This is a genomic window from Bradyrhizobium murdochi (assembly GCF_000472965.1).
GTDB lineage: Bacteria > Pseudomonadota > Alphaproteobacteria > Rhizobiales > Xanthobacteraceae > Bradyrhizobium > Bradyrhizobium murdochi.
This window is the reverse complement of sequence record NZ_AXAU01000009.1, coordinates 13,920-36,877: the sequence shown is the minus strand read 5'-3', so window position 1 is coordinate 36,877 and position 22,958 is coordinate 13,920. Positions and strand designations below refer to the sequence as shown.

Below are 22,958 nucleotides of genomic sequence, written 5' to 3'. Positions count from 1 at the left end.
ATGACACAGCAAGACTAGAGCTTGCCGGGTTTCTCCAGCCCAGGTCCGCCGAGCAGATCGGCAACCCAGCGGCTCGACGGATGCTGGGCACAGAACGTAAGCATGGCGAGCGTGATGGGCACGCCGATGAAGGTCCCGAACAGGCCCCACAGGAACGTCCAGAAGAAGATCGCAAACAGCACCACCACCGGCGAGATCGACAATAGGCTGCCGGCCACCCGCGGCTCGACGTAGCTGCCGACCGCGAATTGAATGATGTTCAGGCACACGAATACGCCGAGCACCGCCGGCCAGGTCTCGAACTGCGTCATCGCCAACAGGGTTGGAAACAGTGTCGCAATGAACGGGCCTATGAACGGGATATAGTTCAGCACGAACGCGATCACGCCCCATTCGAGCGCGAATGGCAGCCCGGTAATCCAGGCGAAGCTGCCGACCAGCAGGCCGGTGACCGCGCTCATCTGCGTCCGCACCAAAAGGTACTTTCGGAATTTCGCCGCGGTCGCTGTGCCGCCGTCGAGCAGCACGCGTGCTGCGGTGCGGTTATCCAGCCGTTCGATGTTTCGCCTGATGCTCTCGACTTCGAGAAGCCCGAGCATGACGTAAACCAGCGCAATTACCCAGAAGCTGAGCGTCGTGTTCACCCGTCCGGTGACATATTGCGTGGCGCGCAGCAGCCAGCTTACGTTGAAATGTTCAGCCCACAGCCCCGCAACCGAGACGCCGTGACCGTCCAGCCAATTTACGGTCGCCGCATAAAGGGCCTGGTAACGCGCCAGGTCGGCGAGCAGTGATTGCCCTACGCGACCAAATCCCCAGGCTGCGAGCGAGGCGAAGCCGAGGCAGATTGCCACGGTGGCGATGATGGTGATCGCCAGCGCGGCAAGTTTTGGCATCCAGGACTGCAACTGCTTCTGGATCGGCCACACAATCGCAATAATGAACAATGCCGCCGCAAGCGGCGCGAATACGTTGCTCGCCTGAGCCAGCGCCGCCGTGACCAGCACGGCCGCGATGATTCCTGTGGTGGTCTTTAGTCCGAAGCCCATTTTGGGGTTCCTTCGACCGTTCAGCAACCCGAGATTGTCAGCGGCATCGTGCGGCGGCAAGCGTGGAAGCGCCGCGTGCTGCAACCGTGATCGCGGTCACGTACGACGGCCCGCACCCGGCTTAGCGTTCCGGCAGCAAACCTCGCAACGAGGTCTCGCCTGAGGAGGCAGCCATGTCCCGTTTTAAGTCATCGCTATTGGGTGCCGGCCTGCTGGCAGGCCTGCTCGGCTTCGCTGGTGCGGCGTTGGCCGAAGCCCCGAACGTCGACATCCGCAACGGCATGCAAACGCCGCCGGCGGACCAGCGCGTCGCGCTGGTGATCGGCAACTCGAATTACCAGATCGCGCCAAAGCTCGCCAATCCCGGCAACGACGCGCAGTCGATGGCGCAGCTTTTGAACTCCGCCGGCTTCGAAGTCACCCAGGCCACCGACCTGACGCGCAGCGACATGGTCAAGGTCGTGCAAGTCTTCTCCGCCAGGGTCGCCGAGCGCGGCCCCGGCACCGTCGCCATGATCTACTATGCCGGTCACGGCGTGCAGGTGGCAGGTGAGAACTATCTGCTTCCGGTCGATGCGAAGATCGCCTCGCCGTCCGATCTTGACGGCAATTCGGTCCGGCTGGTCGACGTGATGGGCACGCTGGAATCGATCCCGAGCCGGATGCGCATCGTGGTGCTCGATGCCTGCCGCAACAATCCGTTCCCCGAGATCAACGATGCCGGGCGGGGCTTGGCAATCGTCGATGCGCCCCGAGGCTCGATCGTCGGCTACTCGACCGCGCCGGGCATGGAAGCGCAGGACGGCGACGGCAACCACAGCCCGTATACGTCAGCTTTCCTGAATGTCGCACGCGAGCCGAACCTGCCGATCGAGCAATTGTTCAAGCGCGTCCGGCTCGAAGTGAACAACACCACCTCCGGAAAGCAGACACCGTGGGAAAGCTCGTCGCTAACCTCCGACTTCTACTTCTTCGGCGATACCGCGGTCGCCGCAGGCCGCGCGCCGGATCGCCGCCCGATCCTCCAGGCCGCGTCGAATCTGCCGTCGCGTTCGGTGCGCCAGGCTTACGACTACGTGCTGTCGGAAGGCTCGCCCGAATACTATGAGGAATTCATCCGCCTTTACCCGCATGACCCGCTGTGCGACCACATCCGCATGCTGCTCGGCAATCTGCGGATGGCAACAGCGTGGCACAAAGCGGTGGTCGCCAACTCGCCGTTCGCCTACAAGACGTTCCATGACAATTATTCCAACAGCCCCTACGCCAAGTCCGCGCTGAAGCTGCAGGTTGCGCCGAAGGCCGTGCCCCTGATGCAGTTCACGCATCTGGCGAAGCAGTCGCCGAACTTCAAACCGGCGAACATCGGCAATTCACCCATGCTCGGCATCTCCAAGCACAATCTTGGTGCCCAGGCCCACATGCCGGCGCCTTCCAAGATCATCACGCTGCCTGCCAAGGGCACGGCAACGAATAACCCGATCAATGGCGGCATCAACAACGGCAAGATGGGCAAGATCACGACCCTGCCTGGCAAGCTCACAGGCAACAGCAATGGCATTGGCGGAAAAGCCACGTCCCTGCCCGGTAAGATCAACCCGATCCCCGTCAATGCCGGCAACAACAGCAGCAAGGTCGGCAAGGTCACGACCTTGCCGCCCAGGATTCATAACAATCCGATACGGGTCACCAAACCCATCACGACCAGGCCTATGATGACCAGGCCGATGATGACCACAGCGCCGCGTCGGTTCAGCGGCGGCATGGGCGGCGGAGGTGGTTTCAGCCAGCGCTTCGCCTCAAGCCCGTCCCGCAGCTCATTCGGCGGGTCATTCGGCGGCGGCGGCTTCAGGCGCTGAATAAGGAGCTCCGGACAACAAAAAAGCGGGCAGAGCACATGCTCTGCCCGCTTCCGTTTAAGACGTGATGATCAGGCAACCAGTTTGGCGAACAGGTCCGCGTCGACATTGCCGCCGGAAAGTACGATGACGACGTTCTTTCCCCTGGCATCGATGCGGCCGGCCAACAGTGCGGCGAGGCCGACAGCTCCGCCGGGCTCGACCACCAGCTTCAGTTCACGATAGGCATAGGCCACCGCCGCGCCGACCTCCTCGTCGGATGCGGTCACGCCGTTTGCGAGCAGCTTGCTGTTGATCGAAAAGGTGAGTTCGCCCGGCATCGCCGCCATCAGAGCATCGCAGATGGTGCGGCCGGCGGCGTGATGGGCCTCGCGGTGGCCGGCGCGGAGCGACAGGCCGTGATCGTCATAGTCCTTGGGCTCGGCGACGATCACCTGCGCCTGCGGAAATTTTGCCTTCACGGCCGTCGCAACACCGGCGATCAGCCCGCCGCCGGAGGCCGGCGCTACCACGATATCGGGCACGAGCCCGAGCGCTGTCATATCCTCGGCGATTTCGCGGCCTGCAGTGCCCTGCCCTGCAATGACGAAGGGATCGTCATAGGGCCGTACCAGCGTCGCACCGCGTTTGCCGGCGATGCCGTTGGCGATCGCTTCGCGGTCTTCCTTGTCGCGGTCGTAGAGCACCACCTCCGCGCCATAGCCCTTGGTGCGCTCGCGCTTGGTGATAGGCGAGTCCGCCGGCATCACGATGGTGGCCTGCATGTTGAGGATCTGCGCCGCCGCCGCCACGCCCTGGGCGTGGTTGCCGGAAGAGAATGCGACCACCCCGCCGCCGCGCTTGTCCTGCGGGATCGAGGCCAGTTTGTTGAAGGCGCCGCGGAACTTGAACGATCCGGTCCGCTGCAGCATTTCGGGCTTCAGAAAGACCTTGGTGCCGACGCGCTCGTTGAGAACGGGGAACGACAACAGCGGCGTCCGCACCGCGAACGGGCCAACTACTCGCGCCGCCGCATCGATATCTGCAGCACCGACCGGTGCCGTTGAGGCCTTTTCCGTCATGCGCACTTTGTATCGCGCAAGCGGACCGGCGGGCAATACAGATTCAGGTGATATCAGGCGGCGAAATGCGGGTCCTCGGCCACAAATTCGGCCAGCTCGCCTTCCGGCTGCAGAGGACCAAGATTGAGAGCATGATGGACAAAAACCCGCGCCGAGGCCTGCCAGGTATGGGCGGCGGCAAATTCCACGCATTCTTTCCGCGAAATCTGTAGCGCCTCCAGGCAGGCGGTGCGCAAATCCTCGTTCAGCACGCCAACCGGCGCCGAGCCGATCACGTCGCGGGGACCATTGACTGGAAAAGCCGCAACCGGCAGGCCGCTGGCCAGCGCTTCCAGCAGCACCAAGCCAAACGTGTCGGTCTTGCTGGGAAAGACAAAAACATCGGCCGCCGCATAGATTTCGGCAAGTTCCTCGCCATGCCGCGCGCCGAGGAACACGGCGTTAGGATATTTGCGCTCCAGCGCCATCCGGGCCGGCCCATCGCCGACGACGAGCTTGGTGCCGGGCAGATCGAGATCGAGGAAGGCTTCGAGATTCTTCTCTACCGCGACACGGCCGACGCTGAGATATACCGGCGTCGGCAGGCAGAGATCGGCGCTGCGCGGATGGAACAGCGAGGTATCGACGCCGCGCGACCACAGCACCACGTTACGAAAGCCACGCAGGCGCAGCTCAGCCGCCAGCGCCGGCGTCGCCGCCATCACTGCCCGGCTCGGCCGGTGGAAGGTACGCAGCGCCCACCAGACCCAGGATTCCGGAATCGGCGAGCGCGCCGAAACATATTCCGGAAACCGGGTGTGAAAGCTCGTGGTGAATGGCAAGCCGCGCTTGCGGCAATAGCGCCGCACCAACAGCCCGATTGGCCCCTCGGTCGCGATATGTATGCTGTCGGGCCTTGCCGCTTCGATCAGTTGCGCGATCTTGCCGGGAAGCGGCAGAGCCAGCCGCAGGTCCGGATAGCTCGGCATCGCAAAGGTGCGAAACGATTGCGGCGTCAGAAAACTCACCTCGACGCCAAGCCCCGTGGCCGCCTCCGTCATCGCGGTCAGCGTGCGTACTACCCCGTTGACCTGGGGATGCCACGCATCGGTCGCGACCAGGATACGCGTCATGCGGCGCGCGCCGCGACGCGGGGAACGGGCGCCGCCCTTCGCACCGGATCGGTCCAGGTGATAATCTCGAACCGGCCGTCCTCGTGCTCGACCAGCGCGGTGCAGCTTTCCACCCAGTCGCCGCAATTCATGTAGCGGATGCCGTGCTCGTCACGGATGGTGGCGTAATGGATGTGGCCGCAGATCACGCCGTCGGCGCCGTGACGTCGCGCCTCGCCGGCCAGCGTCTGTTCAAACGCGCCGATGTAGTTCACGGCGTTCTTCACCTTCAGCTTCGCCCATTGCGACAGCGACCAATAGGGCACACCGAACATGCGGCGGAAGAAGTTGACGAGGCGATTCATCTGAATGGCGAAGTCGTAGGCCTTGTCGCCGAGATGAGCGAGCCAGCGCGCGTTCTGCACCACGAGATCGAAGATGTCGCCGTGGATGATGAGGTAGCGCTTGCCGTCGACGCCGGTGTGGATGGTGTTCTCCACCACGTCGATGCCGCCGAAATGCGTGCCGTAGTAGTTGCGCAGGAATTCATCGTGATTGCCCGGCACGTAGATGATCTTGGCGCCCTTGCGCGCCTTGCGCAGCATCTTCTGCACGAAGTCGTTATGCGATTGCGGCCAGTACCAGCTCGACTTCAGCGCCCAGCCATCGACGATGTCGCCGACGAGATAGATGGTGTCGGCGTCGTGGCCTTTGAGGAAGTCCAGCAAACGGTCGGCTTGCGAGCCGCGGGCTCCGAGATGGACGTCGGAGATAAACAAGGTACGAAAGCGCCGTTCGGGGCTCTCTTCACTCAAGGAGTCACTACCCATGCCTGTCCCCTGACAGATTTCTGTGACAGGGCGATGACTGTTCACGCGACCGATAACCCCACGAGAATCAATGCCGCGCCCTTAGACTCGCGGATAGCAGCGCGATGCGACAGGCAAGCGACATTGGAGAGGCAACATCTCGATGTTGTCCATGCTTGCGCGCAGGATCCCATCACCACCAGGTTCAATTGTCCTGGACGTTAGCTATTCCCGTAATTCAACGGATGAGCCGCGGCGCGTTCGTAGGGACGACGGCTAATAAAACTTATGGAAATGGTGGATCGGGCCGTGACCGCGGCCGACGCTGAAGCGATCTGCCGCCGCAATCGCAGCGCTAACCCACGCCTTGGCGTTACGCACGGCGGTTTCCATGCCTTCGCCCTTCGCGAGCTCCGCCGCAATCGCCGAGGACAATGAGCAGCCGGTGCCATGGGTGTTTTTCGTCGCAATGCGCGGCGCGGCCAGCGCGATGGTGCCGCTCGTGCCGATCAGATAGTCGATGCACTCGGCGCCCTCCCCGTGGCCGCCCTTGATCAGCACCGCCTTGCACCCCATGGCAAGCAATCGCCTGCCCTGGCTTTCGACGGCGGCCTCACCCGCAGCCACCGGTTCGTCGAGCAGCGCGGCGGCCTCAGGCAAATTGGGCGTTATGACCGAAGCAACCGGAATGAGTTTGGTCCTGAGCGACTCGACCGCTTCTGCAGCCAGCAGCCGGTCGCCGGAGGTTGCGACCATCACGGGATCGAGCACAACATGCTTCGGCGACCAGCGCTTGAGGCCGGCGACGATGGCGTCGATAATCGATGGCTGCGCCACCATGCCGATCTTGACCGCTCCGACGTCGAGATCGGAAAACACCGCATCGATCTGCGCGGTCACGAACTCCGCCGGCACCTGATGGATGCCGCTGACGCCCTCGGTATTCTGTGCGGTCAGCGCCGTGATCACGGAGGCGCCGTAGACGCCGAGCGCGGCAAACGTCTTCAGGTCGGCCTGGATACCGGCGCCGCCGGAGGAATCGGAGCCGGCGATGGTCAGCGCGATCGGCGCCGTCATCGCAAGCCTCGTGCAAGTCGTATGTCGAAGGCCATGGAATCTCCTACCGCGCCACGGCATGGGCAGCAAGCTGGCTTGCCATTATCGGCGGTTTTTGGCCTATTGGGACCAACCAATTCGGGAGACGACAGCGATGGTTCCCTTCTTTGTCCAGTTCAAGTGTAAACTCGGCCAATCCTATGCCGTCGCCAATGCGCTCGCGGAGGCCGAGATCGCCTCGGAGATCTATTCCACTGCCGGTGACTACGATCTGCTGGTCAAGTTCTACGTCGATAAGGACACCGACATCGGCCATTTCGTCAACGAGAGGGTGCAGGTGATTCCGGGTATCCAGGACACCCACACCATCATCACCTTCAAGGCGTTCGGCGCGGGTTAGGCACACTTAAGACCGCGTCCCCGGCGCGGCCGTAGGCCCGCCTGTGATGGAGGGGCTGCCTGCCCTGCCCGCCTGCCACGCCAATTGAGCGCCCTGACCGCAACGGATGGTTAACGACGTTAACCATGGCATGCTTTTGCCATAAGGGGATCATGCTATCGCCTTGATATTTTTGATTATCTAGGGCGTCGTCAATCGGAAGTTCCGCGGCGGGGACGGTCCGAGGGGGAAACGGTCGCGAGTACCACCATGGGGACGCTGTACGATTTGCTCGGAGCGCTTCCGAGTGATGACGCCGAGGAGTTGCGGAAGGCATTCCGCAAGGCCGCGAAGGCGACCCATCCCGATATCAATCCCGACAATCCCGAGGCCGCGCTGAGGTTCCGGGAACTCATGCGCGCCTATGACATCCTGACCGACACCGAGCAGCGCGCGACCTACGATCAGTTGCTCGCCATTGCGCTGCAGCCGCCTGCCACGAAGGCGGTCCAGACATACGAGACCGTACGAAAGGTCGCCTCCAATACGATGGCGGCAACGATCATTTCCGCGGTGCTGGTCGGCGGCTACACCGTGTTCGGATTGTTTTCAAAACCACCGGGCGCCGCAGAAATGCCGGAGGACAGCCGCGGCGTGCAGCAAGTTGCGGCCATGCAGGCCGACGCTCCGGCGCAGGACGAACCGCGCATCCAGCCCGGTGGAGAGGGTTTGACCGGCGGAGCGGTCGCGCTCGCCTCCGCAGTACCCGCGGCCAAGGAATCGGGCGCGGCCCCCATCGGCCGCTTCGAGCCTGTCCCGGCGTTCGCCACGTACAATTTGGGCGTTCAATATTATCCGCGCTTCGCAACCGCCTATTTCGATCGCGGCGTCGTGCTGTACCAGATGGGTGATTCCGATCGCTCGTTCGCCGACATTGCGTCGGCCAAACGTGCCGCGGATTTGAAACGGACCAAGACTGCCGCGCCCGTGCCGCGCAAGCCATTGACGATCGTGCCCACCCTGCCGGAACCGCGACAACCGATCCCCGCGGCCATTACGCCTTGACGGCGCGCGAAGCTATTTCTGTCACGACTTTTCTGCGTCCTTCTTCGGCCGCGGCGGTCCTTCGACCGGCGGCAGCGACTTGACATACTCCGCGATGGCATCGCGATCTTGCGGCGGCAATTGCGAGGTGTTCTTGATCACGCGCACCATCGATCCGCCGGCGCTGTCGCCATCCGGCGTTTGCCCGGTTTCGAGGAAGTAGGCGATATCCTTCGCGCTCCACTCCTCCAATCTTTTCTGGGTGATGTTGGGTACCCAGCCCTCTCCTTCCGGGTTAGGCCCGCCTGCGAAGCGTTGCGCTTCGACGATGCCGCCGAGGAAATTGCGCGGGCTGTGGCACTCGGCGCAATGGCCCATACCGTTGACGAGGTAAGCTCCGCGATTCCACGACGCCGAATGTGAGGCGTCGGCTATGTGAGGCTTTCCGTCCATGAACAACCATTTCCAGACGCCGATGTTGCGGCGGATGTTGAATGGAAACGGCACGTCGTGATCGCGCGTCTTGCCGGCCACCGCTGGAAGCGTCTTCAGATAGGCAAAGAGATCGCGCACGTTGTCGACGCTCGCGTTCTGGTATGACGTATATGGAAAGGCCGGAAAATAATGCTCGCCGTCCGGCGACGTCCCCTTGAGCACCGCCGTCACGAAATCAGCCTCGCTCCAGCGGCCAATGCCGTAGGTGGGATCTGACGAGATGTTGGGAACGTAAAACGTCCCGAACGGAGACGGCATTGCGAGCCCGCCGCCCAGTTTCAACCGATCGGGCTGGTTGGGAACGGCATGGCAGGAGGAACAGCCTCCGGCATTGAACGTTGCAACGCCGTTGGCAAGGTTCGGCGTGCGGGGAGGAAGCAAGGCTGGGGCAACCACCGCCGGGATCGTGAGCCACCAGAAAACACCGGCGCCGGCGACGCCAGCCAAAATCAAGCCAAGGAGAATTCGTCGCAGCATTCACTGATCCGTTGTCAGGGAGTCCCAAACTCAACAACCAGTATGGACGCACTTTGCGCCATAGGCTTCTGCGAAATTTCGAGCCTTTGTCTGCGTTTCGGGAATAAATTCGCAAAGGCGTTGTTTTGAGGCTGACATCGCCGTTTTGACGTCCACAGGGAGGAACACCATGTCGAACAAGACCATGCTTGTCACGCTTGCGTTGGGGGCAGCGATTGCTTTTTCCGGACCCGCGTCTGCCGACAAGATGAAGGCGACACTCGACGGCAAGACCCAGGTGCCGCCCAACACAAGCGCGGCGAAGGGTACCGCCGACATCGACTACGATCCCGCCAGCAAGAAGCTGAGCTGGAAGCTCTCCTATTCCGGCCTGTCCGGCCCTGCCACCGCCGCTCATTTCCACGGGCCCGCAGAAGCTGGCAAGAATGCCGGTGTCGCTGTCGCCATTCCCAATGCGACATCGAGCCCGGTCGAGGGCAGCGCGACGTTGACCGATGCGCAGGCCGCAGATCTCGTGGCGGGCAGGTACTACATCAACATCCACACCGCAGCCAATCCGGGCGGCGAAATCCGCGGTCAGGTAACCAAATAAATCAAGTCACCAAGTAAATTTGGTGACGAAGTAGGTAGGTTCGAACGCGAGTAAACAAGAAACAAGAAAAGGTAACACAAAAGGGCGGACGCTTCGCGGCGTCCGCCCTTTTGTGAGGTCACAGCCTGATCCGGAAAAATGTGTAGCGGCTTTCCCTCGCGACAAACGCGGAACGCGTTTGCGCGGAGATCATGCTCAAAGTTATAATGCGATCAGCCCTTCTTGATCCGGTATGTCTCGTGGCAGCCACTGCACTGCTTGCCGATGACGGGCAATTCCGCCTTGAGCGTGTCGAGATTCTTGACCTTGCCCTTCGCATCGGCGACGACCTTGGCGAAACTCTTAATTTGGGACTCGAAGCCGGCCTTGTCTGTCCAGATTTTCGGCGAGGGGTCGTAATCACCCTCGAGCCTGACACCTTTCATGCTCTCGGGGAACAGCGTCGGAAGGTTCTTGGCGGTGTCATCGAACTGGGCCAGCGCGGCATTGACAGTCGACTGGTCGTAAGGCTTTTCGCCTTTGACCATCGCCGACAACGCGCCTGCGTTCTTGCCATTGTCCTTCATCATAGCCTGGGTCCGCTTGACCTGGTCCTGCTGTGCAACGACCGCACCGGCACTGAATGCAAGCACGGCTGCGACGACGACGATCCGCTTCATTGGCAAAATTCCCTTCAATTCGGGTTTGTACCGGCCCCAAGATGGTGCAGACCGGCTGTTTGCAAACACCGCATTTGGCGCATCATTCCGCATGCGATAAAATATCAGAGATTATGCCGTTTCTGCGCCTCGCGGATCGCGATCCAGACCCGTTCCGCCGTGGCCGGCATGTCGATGTGGTCGATCTTGTACTCGCGCCACAGGCCCTCGATGATCGCATTGACCACTGCGGGGCAGGAACCGATCGCGCCCGCCTCGCCCGCGCCCTTGACGCCGAGCGGATTGGTCGTGCACGGCACATTGTGCGTTTCGAAATGGAATGACGGGCCGTCGGAAGCGCGCGGCACCGCATAGTCCATGAAGGTGCCGGTGACGAGCTGACCGTCGGTCGCGCTGTAGACCGCGTGCTCCATCAAGGCCTGACCGATGCCCTGCATCGCGCCGCCATGCACCTGACCGGCGAGCAGCAGCGGATTGAGCGTCACGCCGAAATCGTCGACGATGACATAGTTGACGATTCTGATGATGCCGGTTGCGGGATCGATCTCGACTTCGGCGAGATGCGTGCCGTTCGGATAGGTGCCGTCCGCCTGCGCAAAGGTCGCGCTCGCATTCAGTTTCGAGGGATCGACACCTGGGCGTTTTGCGAGGTCGGCGAAGCTGATCGAGCGATCGGTGCCGGCAATGCGCACGAGGCCGTTGCTGATCTCGAGATCACCGGCGCTGGTCTCCAGCGCTTCGGCTGCGATCTCCTTCAGCTTATTGCCAAGCTCGCGGGTGGCGCGCTCGACGCTGACGCCGCCGGTCGGAATCGACGACGAGCCGCCGGTACCGAGGCCCGTAGGGATCTTGTCGGTATCGCCCTGCAGGACGTGAACGCGCTCCGGAGGTACGCCGAACTGTTCGGCGACGAGTTGTGCATAGGCCGTCTGGTGGCCCTGCCCGCTCGACTGCGTGCCGATCAGGATGTTGATGTCGCCGTTGGGATCGAGCGCGACGTTGGCGGTCTCCTCGCCCATCGTGCCGCAGATCTCGACATAGCAGGACATGCCGATGCCGCGCACAAGACCTTGCTTCTTCGCCGCCTTGGCGCGCTTCGGAAATTCCTTCCAGTTGGCGACTTCCATGGCGCGCTTCATATGCGCGGTGAAGTCGCCGGAATCGTAGACCTTTCCGGTCGCGGTCTTGTAGGGCATCGCCTTCGGCGGAATGAAATTCTTGCGCCTGATAGCGTCAGGCGTCATGCCGAGCTTTCGCGCGGCCGCGTCGACCAGACGTTCGACCACATAGGCCGCTTCGGGGCGCCCGGCGCCGCGATAGGCGTCGACCGGCACGGTATTGGTGAACACGGTGCGGACGCGGCAGTGGAAGGCCTGGATGTCGTAGAGCCCGGGCAGCATGCCGGCGCCGCCATGCGGGATGTAGGGCCCAAAGGTCGAGAGATAGGCGCCCATGTCGCCCATCAGATCGACGTCCATGCCGAGGAATTTGCCGTCCTCGGCCAACGCCATCTTAGCCGTCGTGACGTTGTCGCGGCCCTGCGCGTCGCCCATGAAGTGATCGGAGCGATCGGCGGTCCATTTGATGGTCTTGCGCAGCTTGCGCGCCGCCACCGAAATCAGCGCATACTCGCGATAGGGAAACAGTTTTGTGCCGAAGCCGCCGCCGACGTCGGGGCAAATCACCCGCATCTTTTCCATCGGAATCTTCAGCACCATGCCGCACAGGATTTCGCGCAAGCGATGGCTGCCCTGGCTGCCGATGGTCAGCGTCAGATGATCGCGCTTGGCGTCGTATTCGGCGACCGCGGCCCGCGTCTCCATGAAGTTGGTGATGACGCGCGGGTTGACGATCGATATCTCGGCGATCGCATGCGCCTTGGCAAAGGCGGCCTCAGCCGCCTTCTTGTCGCCGATCGATACGTCGAACAGCACGTTGCCGGGCTTGTCAGGCCAGACCAGCGGCGCGTCTTTCTTCACGGCGTTGACGACGCCGACCACCGACGGAAGCGGCGTCCAGTTGACATCGATCGCCTCGATCGCGTCACGGGCCTGGTCGATGGTGTCGGCGACCACGAAGGCGACGGCGTCGCCGACATGGCGCACCTCGTCCTTGGGAAGAATCGGATAGGGCGGGCCGGTGAACGGATCGACTTCCAAGTTGAATAGGCACGGCAGGTCGCCGAGATCCTTGACGTCGTCGGCGGTCAAGATCGCCGCTACGCCCGGCATCCCGCGGGCCTTAGTGACGTTGAGGGTGAATTTCGCGTGCGCATGCGGCGAGCGCAGCATCAGCGCGTGCAACGCCGGCTGTGGCGAATGGTCGTCGGTATAGCGGCCCTTGCCGCGAATGAGCGCGTCGTCTTCCTTGCGAAGAACGCTTTGACCGACGCCGAACTTGATGGGAGCTGCCATCGTATCTCCATTCCCGGTGTTTAGAGCGGCCGCCATATTGCAGCGGTTGTCGGCTCAGCGCAAACCGCTTTCGCCCGACGAATTCGTGGTTGCGGCGCAATGCGGATCACGCGGAGCTGCGTCCGGGCGGTTCGTCGGAATTTTTCGTTTAACTATAGAGATTTAGCGCGAGGATTGGCGATCGCGGAGGAGCGAGAACAGCCACCCCCTGCCGAACAGCAGCAGGATACAAACCCCGTACACGAACGCGCCGGATGCAATCAGCAACGCCAACACGGTCTCATCGCGGAACGTGTGCATCTGCGCAAAATAGACGCTCGCGAATCGCGCGGTGGCCCACAGCGCGCCGCCGAGCACGATACCGGCCGCGGCGAACTTGGCGAGCGACGTCATCCAGGCGCGATCGAGTTCGAGGTAGCCCGCCCGCACCGCGAAGGCGAGCACCAGCAAAAGATTGACCCAGGCCCCGATGGCGGTGGCGAGCGCCAGGCCGATTTGCGCCAGCGCGCCCATCAGCGCGACCTTCAGCGCGACGTTGACGGCAACGCCGGTCAGCGCCGCCTTGACCGGCGTCGCGGTGTCATGACGGGCATAGAAGGTCGCTACCGCACTACGGATGGTCACGAACGGGATGAGTCCGATTGCGTAAGCGGCCAGCGTGGCGCCGGCAGCCACCGCGTCCGCGTTCGAGAACGCGCCGCGCGCAAACATCGCGCGCATGATCACGTCAGGCACGGTGAGGAAGGCGGCGACGAAGGGCACTGAAAACAGCAGCGAGAATTCGAATGCGCGCCGCTGCGCGGCGGATGCACCGGTAATATCGTTTGCCGTGAGGCGCCGCGACATTTCCGGCAGCAGCACGGTGCCGATCGCGATTCCAATCACGCCGATCGGCAACTGGTTGAGACGGTCGGCGTAATACAACGCCGAAAGCGCGCCTGCCGGCAGAAAGGTCGCGATGATCGTATCGGCGAACAACGCGATCTGCGTTCCCATCGAGCCGATGGTCGCAGGCCCCAGCGCCCGGAAGAACGCGCGCACGTCTTCGTCGAATTTGATCGAAGCGAATTTCGGCAGGATGCCGGTCTTTGCCGCATCGCCCGCCAGCAGCAGGAACTCGAGGATGCCGGCGAGCAGAACGCCCCATGCCGCTGCGTAACCCGCGCCCGGAAAGAACGCCGCCAGCGCCAGCGTCGCCATCATCGACAGATTGAGGAAGATCGGCGCGGCGGCAGCGCTGGCGAAGCGATGCATCACGTTGAGCATGCCTCCGTACAGCGTCACCAGCGTGATCAGCAGCAAATACGGAAACGTGATCCGTGTCAGCGAAATCGCCAGCTCGCCACGCACCGGGTCGTCCTTGAACCCCGGCGCGAGAATGGCGATCACCTCCGGCATGAACCACCACGCCAGGACGAGCAGGATCACCTGCACGGCGAACAGCAGCGTGAAGATGCGATCGGCGAATAGCCGCGCCGAGGCTTCACCCTTGCCGTGCAGATGCGCGTAAGCCGGCACGAAGGCAGCGTTGAAGGCACCTTCGGCGAAGATAGCGCGAAAATGATTGGGCAGCCGCAGCGCCACGAAAAACGCGTCCGCGACGGGGCCTGCGCCGAGAATCGCGGCGAGCATGATATCGCGCGCGAATCCGGTCAGCCGCGAAAGCAGCGTATAACCGCCGACGGTGAAGATGCGTCCGAGCATGCGCTGCTTCTAGCGCATATTCGCAAAGCGGGGAAATCAGTCCGCTAGCAGCTTAGCCATGATGTTGACCGAAACCGGCCCACTTTGCCGACGCGGCGCTTCGGGTCGGGATCACGCCTGAAGCGCGCCGCGTACGGCTTTGATGACCCGCTCCTGCGTCAGCTCGTCGAGATAGGCGTGTATCGGCAGGCTGATGACGTCGGCGGACAGGCTCTCGCATACCGGCAGTCCGCCACCCGCGACTGGGAAATCGCGATAGGCGGTCTGCTGATGCATCGATTTCGTGTAATAGATCGCGGTCGGAATCCCCTGCGCCTTCAGGTCGGCAGCGAAGCGGTCACGGTCCGTGCCCTTGGGAAGGCGGATCGTATAGCACGCCCAGATCGAGCTACAGCCGCTGGCAAGACGCGGCACCGTCACAACATTGCCGAGGCCCCTTGCATAGCGCTCCGCGACCACATTGCGCGCCGCGATCTCGTCCTCGAAGATTTTCAGCTTCTCGATCAGAATCGCAGCCTGCATGGTATCGAGCCGCGCGGTAAGCCCGATACGGACATTGTCGTATTTGTCCGAGCCCTGGCCGTGGACGCGGATACTGCGCAGCGTTTCGGCCAGCGCATCGTCGTCGGTAAAGATCGCGCCGCCGTCGCCGAAGCAGCCGAGCGGCTTTGCGGGAAAGAAGCTGGTGGTGGTCGCCAGACCGAAGGTGCCGAGCCGGCGGCCCTTGTAGCTGGCGCCAAAGCTCTGGGCGGCGTCGTTGAGCACGAACAGGCCCTCGGCTTCGGCGATGGCGCTGATCGCGTCCTGGTCGGCCGGCTGTCCGAACAGATCGACCGGAATGATGGCGCGCGGCTTCAGGCCACGCTGCCGCGCCGTCACGATGCCGCGCTTGAGCGAGCCGGGGTCGATGTTGAAGGTCACCTCATCGACATCGACGAAGACGGGCGTGGCGCCAGTCAGCACCACCACCTCGCCGGTCGCGCAAAAAGTGAAGGACGGGCACAGCACGGCATCGCCTGGGCCGACATTTTTCGCCATCAGCACCATCAGCAGCGCGTCGGTGCCGCTGGCGCAGCTCACGACATGCTTGGCGCCGCAAAATTTTGCCAGCGCAGCTTCCAGCTCGGTGACCTCCGGTCCGTTGATGAACTGGCAGTGATCGAGCACGCGGGCAACGGCCTCATCGATCGATTTGCCGAGCCGGCGGCGCTGCGCGGCGATATCAGCGAAGGGAACGGGTTCTGGACGCATGTGCTGGTTCATGGAGCCTTGCTCGGTTCTGGAAGGAATTCAGCCGGCGATACGGCGCGGTCCCTTGCGCGTGGCGGAGGCCGCGGGCTTGGCAGGCTGCTCGAGGCAGCGAATGGCGATTTCAAGACTGGCGACGCCCTCGTCGCCGGAAACCGCCGGCATATTGCCGGTGCGGACGGCATCGAGGAATGCGATCAGCTCGGCGCGCAGCGGTTCATCATGGCCGACCGGCAGATGCCGCATCGAGTAGCTGCCGTCCGGCTTGAAGCCGAAGCACTCGGTCACCTGCCGTGTCAAAAGATCGCCCATCACATATTTGCCGCGGGTTGCGACCGTAACGCTGCGCGCCTTGAACGGCGTCAGCCAGTTGGTGTTGATATGGGCAAGCACGCCGGAGGCGGTGCGGAATTGCAAGAGCGCGATGTCCTCGCGCTCGGCAACCGCGCTGGAAAGCTGCGGCTGCACCTCGACGATATCGGACTCGGTGAACCAGCGGATCAGGTCGATATCGTGGACGGCGAGATCGATCACAACACCGACATTGGACATCCGCGGCGGAAACGGTCCGACGCGGGTGATGCCGATCGAAAGAATGTCCTCGCCCGAGATCGCCTGCTTGATCGCGGCGACCGCCGGATTGAAGCGCTCGACATGGCCAACCATCAGCGTCACGCCGGCACTGCGCGCCGCATTGACGATGTCCTGCCCTTCCTCGACGGTCGAGGCCACCGGCTTCTCGACCAGGAGGTGGATGTTGCGGGTGATGCAGGCGAGCGCAATCTCGTGATGGAGATGGGTCGGCGCCGCGATCGTAATGGCATCGACGCCCTCGTCAAACAGCTCGTCGAGTTCGGCGAACGCACGGCAGCCAGCGAGCGCGGTGGCGCGGGCGCGGTGCTCGGGCAACGGATCGACAATGCCGACCAGCGTCACGCCGGGCAGACCGGCCAGCACGCGGGCATGGTTGCTGCCCATCACACCCGCGCCGACCACGCCGACGCGCAAGCCGCGTTTCGCATCGGCCTTCGCCTCGAATGCGGACCCTTTGGAACTCATGATTTGTCGACCCCAAGCAGATTCTAGGCAGATTCTAGGCAGAACCGCGCCGGTAGTATCCCCGGCGGTTCTCTAGCACGCCATCACAGATGTGGCGAACGCGATCGGCGGTTTTCGGACACGTTTTGATTCAAACAATTACAACCGTCGACTCGGTAGAACTACGGTCTGCTCAACTGCGCTGGTAGTCGTCCTCGATGCGGATGATGTCGTCCTCGCCGAAATAGCTGCCGGTCTGGACCTCGATCAGCTCGAGCTGGATCTTGCCCGGGTTTTCCAACCGGTGCACCGCGCCGATCGGGATGTAGATCGATTCGTTCTCGTGCACGGTCTTGACCAGTTCGTTGACCGTCACCTGCGCCGTTCCGCGCACCACGATCCAGTGCTCGGCGCGGTGGTGGTGTTTCTGCAGCGACAGCCGCCCGCCCGGCTTGACGATGATGCGCTTGACCTGATGCCGATCGCCATTGTCGACCGACTGATAGGATCCCCAGGGCCGATGCACCCTGATGTGGTCTTCCGTCACCTGCGGCGCCACTGTCTTCAGTTTCGCGACCAGCCGCTTCAGCCCGTTGGCATCCTTCTGCCGGCTCACCAGCACGGCGTCCTGGGTGGCGACCACCACGAGGTCGTCGACGCCTTCGAGCGCGACGAGCGCGCGATCAGTCGATACGTTGCAATTGCGCGAATCCTCAAACACGGCTGCGCCGCGCGCCGCGTTGCCCTCGCCGTCCTTGCCGGACAATTCCCACACCGCATGCCAGGAGCCGACATCGGACCAGCCGCACGCGACCGGCACGACCGCGGCACGCGAGGTCTTCTCCATCACCGCATAGTCGATCGAGATCGATTTCGCCGATCCGAACGCGCCCTCGTCGAGCTTGACGAAGCCGAGGTCGGTGCCTGCCTTCGTCACTGCATCCGTGACGGCTTGGACGCTGTCCGCATCGACCTTGCCGTACTCATCCGACAGCACCGCGGCGCGGAACATGAAGTTGCCGCTGTTCCAGAGATAGCCTGACTTGACGTAATCGGCCGCGGTTGCCGGATCGGGCTTCTCGACGAACTTCGCGACTGCGCGAACCTTGCCGGAAATGACCTCACCGGGATTGATGTAACCATATTCGGTGGCGGCGCGTTCGGGCTGCACGCCGAACGTCACGATGTGGCCGGCTTCCGCGGCAGCCAGCCCCTCGCGGCAGGCGGCGAGGAAAGCGGGCGTGTCGCGCACCACGTGGTCGGCGGCGAGCGCCAGCACGATGGCATCCTTGTCGCGCGCCTGCGCAAAGGCAGCGCCTGCCGCGATCGCAGGCCCGGAATCGCGCCGCATCGGTTCCAGAAGCACATCGGCTTCCAGTCCGATCTCCGCCAGTTGCTCGAGCACCATGAAGCGATAGGCATTGTTGGTGATGATGACGGGCCGTTCGAACAGACCAGCATCCGAAACCCGCAACAGCGTATCCTGGAACGTCGAACGCGCGCCGAACAGGGAGAGGAACTGCTTGGGATGAACCTCGCGCGAGGCCGGCCACAGCCGCGTTCCGGCGCCGCCGCACATGATGAGAGGAATAATTCGTCGGTTCATCGGCGCCTCAAATCTTATGGTAGTCGCGATACCAGGCAACGAAGTCGCGAAGCCCTTCCTCGATCGAAGTCTGCGGCCTGAAGCCGGTGTCGCGCATCAGTTCGGTTACGTCAGCAAAAGTCTCGGTCACATCTCCGGGCTGCATCGGCAACATCTCCTTGACCGCCGCGCGGCCCAATTCCCGCTCTAAAACCGCTACCACATGGGTCAGCTCTTCCGGATGATTATTGCCGACATTGTAAACTTTTGCCGGCGCCCCAGCGCCCTGCCCGCCGTCGCGCGGGGCCTGGTCGACCAGTCGCAGGACGGCACGCGTCACGTCCTCGATATAGGTAAAGTCGCGTCGCATCCTGCCATGGTTGAAGAGCCTGATCGGGGTACCCTCCACGATCGCCTTGGTAAACAGGTAAACCGCCATGTCGGGCCGTCCCCATGGCCCATAGATGGTGAAGAACCGCAGGCCTGTTACCGGAAGACGGTAGAGATGGCTGTAGGAATGCGCGATCAGCTCATTGGCCTTCTTGGTGGCGGCATAGAGGCTGATCGGATGGTCGGTTTTGTCCTCCACCGAAAATGGCATTTTGGCGTTGGCGCCGTAGACCGATGAGGACGAGGCATAGACCAGATGGCCGCATCCATGATGCCGGCAGCCTTCCAGCACGTTGACGAAGCCTGCGAGATTGGCATCGACATAGGCGTGCGGATGATCGATCGAATAACGCACGCCGGGCTGGGCTGCGAGATGTACCACGCTTGGAAAGCGGTGTTTGGCGAACAGGCGTTCCATTGACGCGCGATCGGCGAGATCGATCTGCTCGAACGCAAAACCCTGCTCCCCGCGCAGGATATCGAGCCGCCCCCGTTTCAGCGCCGGATCGTAATAGTCGTTGAGATTGTCGAGGCCGACCACGGCGCGGCCTTCGGCCAGCAGCCGGCGCGCAACGTGGAAGCCGATGAAACCCGCAGCTCCGGTGACCAATATGGGTTGATCCGGCATCGTATCCTTGGAAGGCGCCGCTCAATGGCTGAAATTTCTGTCGCTGGGCCTCTTTACCTGCGTTGCCGAGGCCACCGCAACACCTACCAGCCCCGCTATTGCCAGATCGGCCCGAAAACCATACCAAGGCGCCGAATTGCACCGCTTTTTGCACCCTCTCCTCAAACCCGGCACGGGCGAGATGCGCCGAATCCTGCTTTCGACATTGAAGATACTGGTCTCGGCGGCGCTCTTGTATTTTTCGTTGCGCAAGGTGGACCTCGCCGACCTCGCGGCCCGCATCGACGTTTCCAGCCTCGGCTGGCTCGGCGTGGCGATTGCCGTGACGTTCCTGCAGATATTCGTCGGCGTGTTGCGATGGCGCGAGATCGGTGCGGAATGCGGCGCTCCGCTGCCGACCCGGCAGGCGATGCGCTTCAACGTGATCGGGATGTTCTTCAACCAGACGCTACCGTCCTCGATCGGCGGCGATGCGGTCAGGCTATGGCTCGTCGCGCGCAACGGCGCCGGCTGGCGGGCGGCGACCTATTCCATCTTCGTCGATCGTGCCATCGGCCTGATCGCGCTCGCGGTCGTCATCGTTGCGAGCCTGCCGTGGAGCTATCGGCTGATCACCGATCCCCATGGCAGGTCGGCGCTGCTGTTCGTCGATTTCGCAGCGCTTGCCGGTGGCCTCGGATTTCTCCTGCTCGGCAGGCTGCGGTGGCCGTGGCTGAAGCACTGGTGGGGCACCCATCACATCCACGCCTGCTCGGTGATCGCCAATCGCGTGCTGTTCAGCCGCACCCACGGCCCGAAAGTCGCGGTGCTGTCGATATTAGTGCACGTGCTTGCCGTCGTGATCGCCTGGTGCGTGGTGCAGTCGATCGCCGCCCCCGTGGTGTTCGGCCAGATCTTCCAGCTTGTTCCGCCGGTGATGCTGATCACCATGCTGCCGATTTCGATTGCCGGCTGGGGCGTCCGCGAGGCCACCATGGGGCTGGCGTTCGGATATGCCGGCCTGATGGCCAACGAGGGCGTCAACATCTCCCTGCTCTATGGCGCGGTATCCTTCGTCGTCGGTTTGATCGGCGGACTGGTCTGGATCTTGAGCGCCGAGAAGGCCGCGCAGGGCACGGCGCCCATTGAAGTTCCCAAATAATCTTCTCCCAGCGCAGACAGAATGGCCAATTCGCAACTACTGTTGTCGTTTGCCGCCGCGGTGCTGGCGGCGCTGTTGTCAGCCGTCCTGACATGGGCGCTCCGGCCGCTGCTCTTGCGGATAGCACTGGCAAAACCGAACGCGCGTTCTTCCCACGGGATTCCGACGCCGCAGGGCGCGGGCATCGCGGTGATCATGGCCACGCTGATCACTACTGTTGCGGTCATCGTGTTTGCCGGGGCAGCGGAGATGAAGATTCCCGTCGCTGTATTTGCCGCGACGCTGTTCATTGGGGCCGTGGGCATCGCCGATGACGTCAAATCGATTCCCGTTCTGCCGCGACTGTTGCTGCAGGGGCTTGCCGTCGCCGCGGTGATCCTGGCCGCGCCCGAAAATTTGAGGATCGTTCCCGCCTGCCCGCTTTGGCTCGAGCGCGGCCTCCTGATCCTCGCAGGCCTGTGGTTCGTGAACCTCGTCAATTTCATGGACGGGTTGGACCTGATGACGGTCGCCGAGATCGTGCCCATCACCGGCGCACTCGTTCTGCTCGGCTGGCTCGGCGGACTTCCGGCATCAACGACGGTCGCCGCCGCAGCGCTGTTCGGCGCGATGCTCGGCTTCGCGCCCTTCAATCGGCCGGTAGCGAAAATCTTTCTCGGCGACGTCGGCAGCCTGCCGATCGGCCTGCTCGTTGGCTGGTGTCTGCTGCAGCTCGCCTGGCACCAGCAAGTCGCGGCCGCCCTGCTGTTGCCGCTCTACTATCTCGCCGATGCCACCGTCACACTGTTCCGCCGCATCGCGCGGGGCGAACCGTTCTGGGCGGCACATCGCAGCCATTTCTATCAGCGCGCCACCGACAACGGCTTTTCGGTATCGCGCGTGGTGAGCGAGGTATTCGCGCTCAACATCCTGCTCGCTGCGTTCGCAATCGGCTCGGTCATGACGTCGTCGACGGCAATCGCAATCCTACTCTTCGTTGCAGGCGGCATCGTCACGGCGTTCCTGATGCACCGCTTCTCGCGCCGGCGCCCGTCCCCCGGCTAGTCTTCTGCAAGAGCTCGCGGATCAGGCCGCAATAGTTGGCCATGGCGATTTCAAAATCAAAACGCCTGGAGATTTCGGCCGCGCGTTCTGCCCGCTGTGGGTCGTCGGCCCGGGCGGCGCGGCTGACCGTTTTCGCCAGTTCGCCGGCGTTGCCGGGCTCCACCACCCAGCCGACATCGTGCTCGATGACCGTCAGCGCCGCCTCGGCATCCGCTTCGGAAACCAGGATCACCGGACGGCCGATCGCCAGCAGATTGTAGAATCGGCTGGGCACCGACACGCCGGCGACGTTCCTGCGGTAGGGAATGATCCAGACGTCCGCCGCCGAAAGAAACGCCTCTAGCTGCTCCTCCTCGACGCGATCGACCAGGGTAACGTTCGGGAGCTTTGCCTCAGCCTGCATGGCCTTCAACTGGTCGAACCCGATCCCCCAGCCCGACAGCAGGAAGTGGATATCCTTGTCGTCGCGCAGCAGGCGCGCCGCTTCGAACACGATGACGGGATCGTGGGTAAAGCCGAGATTGCCTGACAGTCCGACGACGAAGCGGGCGGAAAGCGACCGGCGGTACGGATTGCCCGGGTCGACCGCGCGAACGCCACGCGCAAGTGTCGCCCAGTTCGGAATGAAGCGGATCTTGTCGCTTGTCATTCCGCCATAGCGCAGCAGCAGCTTCTCGGTGTCGCGGCCGATGATGACGACGGCATCGAGCGCGCGAAACATCGGCGCGTTCAAGGCGCGCATCGCCTTCGCCACAATCGACTGCGGCCTCAACAGGCCAGCCATGACGAGGACGTCGGGATAGAGATCGTGCATGATCAGCGCCGATCTCGCGCCTTTCAATTTGGCCGCGGCGGCAAAAGCGTAAGGCAGCATGAAGGGCGCCGGCACGGTCAGCGTGACATCACCGCGCCGCAACCTCGCCAGCAGCACGAAAAACATCCGGACCGTGAACAGCAATTCAGCCACGGCGCGCTTTCCCAGCGCGCCCTTGCCCGGCATCCAGTTCTTGACCTCGACGACCTCAGGCTTGCCCGCTTGCGCCGATATCGCCGAGCCCGCCGTTCCCGACAGCACCAGCACCTCGGCCTCCTGCGCCACGCGGTCGGAAATCGCGGCCATGATCGCCGCCGTCGTGCTCGGATCGGGCGGATAATGCTGGCTGACGACGACGACTTTTCCGGACTTCTGCATCAT

The 22,958-nt window shown here is 62.9% G+C and carries 20 protein-coding genes; 6 read left to right on the top strand and 14 right to left on the bottom strand.

Going from position 1 to position 22,958, the window contains the following annotated elements:
- Positions 1 to 14 precede the first annotated feature (14 nt).
- On the bottom strand, positions 15 to 1,049 hold the full coding sequence (locus YUO_RS0118200; protein ID WP_028348580.1) for an AI-2E family transporter: 1,035 nt from the start codon (positions 1,047 to 1,049) through the stop codon (positions 15 to 17).
- 173 nt (positions 1,050 to 1,222) lie between these two features.
- Between YUO_RS0118200 and YUO_RS41010 the strand changes: the two genes are divergently transcribed.
- Positions 1,223 to 2,908 carry a caspase family protein gene (locus YUO_RS41010; RefSeq protein WP_083754623.1) on the top strand — a complete coding sequence of 562 codons (1,686 nt, stop codon included), beginning with the start codon at positions 1,223 to 1,225 and terminating at the stop codon, positions 2,906 to 2,908.
- A gap of 71 nt (positions 2,909 to 2,979) precedes the next feature.
- Here YUO_RS41010 and YUO_RS0118190 read toward each other — a convergent pair whose 3' ends face one another.
- The 4 genes from YUO_RS0118190 to thiD all read right to left on the bottom strand — a co-directional run bounded on the left by YUO_RS0118190 (position 2,980) and on the right by thiD (position 6,946).
- A complete protein-coding gene (locus tag YUO_RS0118190) occupies positions 2,980 to 3,969 on the bottom strand; it encodes a threonine ammonia-lyase (protein ID WP_028348579.1) in 990 nt (329 codons plus the stop codon).
- Positions 3,970 to 4,022: 53 nt separating this feature from the next.
- Positions 4,023 to 5,081 carry a glycosyltransferase family 4 protein gene (locus YUO_RS0118185; RefSeq protein ID WP_028348578.1) on the bottom strand — a complete coding sequence of 353 codons (1,059 nt, stop codon included), beginning with the start codon at positions 5,079 to 5,081 and terminating at the stop codon, positions 4,023 to 4,025.
- Positions 5,078 to 5,890, bottom strand: coding sequence for a UDP-2,3-diacylglucosamine diphosphatase (locus YUO_RS0118180; RefSeq protein ID WP_028348577.1), 813 nt, complete (start codon positions 5,888 to 5,890; stop codon positions 5,078 to 5,080). The genes YUO_RS0118185 and YUO_RS0118180 overlap by 4 nt, the downstream gene beginning before the upstream one ends.
- 255 nt (positions 5,891 to 6,145) lie before the next feature.
- On the bottom strand, positions 6,146 to 6,946 hold the full coding sequence (thiD, locus tag YUO_RS0118175; protein WP_028348576.1) for a bifunctional hydroxymethylpyrimidine kinase/phosphomethylpyrimidine kinase: 801 nt from the start codon (positions 6,944 to 6,946) through the stop codon (positions 6,146 to 6,148).
- 133 nt (positions 6,947 to 7,079) lie between these two features.
- Here thiD and YUO_RS0118170 point away from each other — a divergent pair, with 133 nt between their 5' ends.
- Both YUO_RS0118170 and YUO_RS0118165 read left to right on the top strand, forming a co-directional pair.
- Complete coding sequence (locus YUO_RS0118170; RefSeq protein WP_028348575.1) at positions 7,080 to 7,325, top strand: Lrp/AsnC ligand binding domain-containing protein; 246 nt, start codon at positions 7,080 to 7,082, stop codon at positions 7,323 to 7,325.
- Positions 7,326 to 7,574: 249 nt separating this feature from the next.
- A complete protein-coding gene (locus tag YUO_RS0118165; RefSeq protein ID WP_028348574.1) occupies positions 7,575 to 8,369 on the top strand; it encodes a J domain-containing protein in 795 nt (264 codons plus the stop codon).
- A 21-nt stretch (positions 8,370 to 8,390) separates the two neighbouring features.
- Here YUO_RS0118165 and YUO_RS0118160 read toward each other — a convergent pair whose 3' ends face one another.
- Positions 8,391 to 9,320 carry a c-type cytochrome gene (locus tag YUO_RS0118160; protein ID WP_028348573.1) on the bottom strand — a complete coding sequence of 310 codons (930 nt, stop codon included), beginning with the start codon at positions 9,318 to 9,320 and terminating at the stop codon, positions 8,391 to 8,393.
- Between the two features lie 169 nt (positions 9,321 to 9,489).
- Here YUO_RS0118160 and YUO_RS0118155 point away from each other — a divergent pair, with 169 nt between their 5' ends.
- A complete protein-coding gene (locus YUO_RS0118155) occupies positions 9,490 to 9,912 on the top strand; it encodes a CHRD domain-containing protein (RefSeq protein ID WP_028348572.1) in 423 nt (140 codons plus the stop codon).
- Positions 9,913 to 10,124: 212 nt separating this feature from the next.
- Here YUO_RS0118155 and YUO_RS0118150 read toward each other — a convergent pair whose 3' ends face one another.
- The 7 genes from YUO_RS0118150 to YUO_RS0118120 form a co-directional block, all read right to left on the bottom strand.
- Positions 10,125 to 10,571, bottom strand: a complete 447-nt coding sequence (locus YUO_RS0118150) for a c-type cytochrome (protein ID WP_028348571.1) — start codon at positions 10,569 to 10,571, stop codon at positions 10,125 to 10,127.
- Between the two features lie 104 nt (positions 10,572 to 10,675).
- Complete coding sequence (locus YUO_RS0118145; RefSeq protein WP_028348570.1) at positions 10,676 to 12,985, bottom strand: xanthine dehydrogenase family protein molybdopterin-binding subunit; 2,310 nt, start codon at positions 12,983 to 12,985, stop codon at positions 10,676 to 10,678.
- A gap of 162 nt (positions 12,986 to 13,147) precedes the next feature.
- Positions 13,148 to 14,689, bottom strand: coding sequence for a murein biosynthesis integral membrane protein MurJ (gene murJ / locus YUO_RS0118140; protein ID WP_028348569.1), 1,542 nt, complete (start codon positions 14,687 to 14,689; stop codon positions 13,148 to 13,150).
- A 111-nt stretch (positions 14,690 to 14,800) separates the two neighbouring features.
- A complete protein-coding gene (locus YUO_RS0118135; protein WP_028348568.1) occupies positions 14,801 to 15,952 on the bottom strand; it encodes a DegT/DnrJ/EryC1/StrS family aminotransferase in 1,152 nt (383 codons plus the stop codon).
- Between the two features lie 27 nt (positions 15,953 to 15,979).
- Complete coding sequence (locus YUO_RS0118130; RefSeq protein WP_028348567.1) at positions 15,980 to 16,996, bottom strand: Gfo/Idh/MocA family protein; 1,017 nt, start codon at positions 16,994 to 16,996, stop codon at positions 15,980 to 15,982.
- A 172-nt stretch (positions 16,997 to 17,168) separates the two neighbouring features.
- On the bottom strand, positions 17,169 to 18,581 hold the full coding sequence (locus YUO_RS0118125; RefSeq protein ID WP_028348566.1) for a mannose-1-phosphate guanylyltransferase/mannose-6-phosphate isomerase: 1,413 nt from the start codon (positions 18,579 to 18,581) through the stop codon (positions 17,169 to 17,171).
- 7 nt (positions 18,582 to 18,588) lie between these two features.
- Positions 18,589 to 19,578, bottom strand: a complete 990-nt coding sequence (locus tag YUO_RS0118120) for an NAD-dependent epimerase (RefSeq protein ID WP_028348565.1) — start codon at positions 19,576 to 19,578, stop codon at positions 18,589 to 18,591.
- 181 nt (positions 19,579 to 19,759) lie between these two features.
- Between YUO_RS0118120 and YUO_RS0118115 the strand changes: the two genes are divergently transcribed.
- Both YUO_RS0118115 and YUO_RS0118110 read left to right on the top strand, forming a co-directional pair.
- Positions 19,760 to 20,719 carry a lysylphosphatidylglycerol synthase transmembrane domain-containing protein gene (locus tag YUO_RS0118115; protein ID WP_028348564.1) on the top strand — a complete coding sequence of 320 codons (960 nt, stop codon included), beginning with the start codon at positions 19,760 to 19,762 and terminating at the stop codon, positions 20,717 to 20,719.
- Positions 20,720 to 20,740: 21 nt separating this feature from the next.
- A complete protein-coding gene (locus tag YUO_RS0118110) occupies positions 20,741 to 21,763 on the top strand; it encodes an MraY family glycosyltransferase (RefSeq protein WP_028348563.1) in 1,023 nt (340 codons plus the stop codon).
- Here the strand turns inward: YUO_RS0118110 and YUO_RS41005 are convergent.
- Complete coding sequence (locus YUO_RS41005) at positions 21,711 to 22,955, bottom strand: glycosyltransferase family 4 protein (protein ID WP_051379511.1); 1,245 nt, start codon at positions 22,953 to 22,955, stop codon at positions 21,711 to 21,713. The two genes, YUO_RS0118110 and YUO_RS41005, sit on opposite strands and share 53 nt — an antisense overlap.
- Positions 22,956 to 22,958 lie beyond the last annotated feature (3 nt).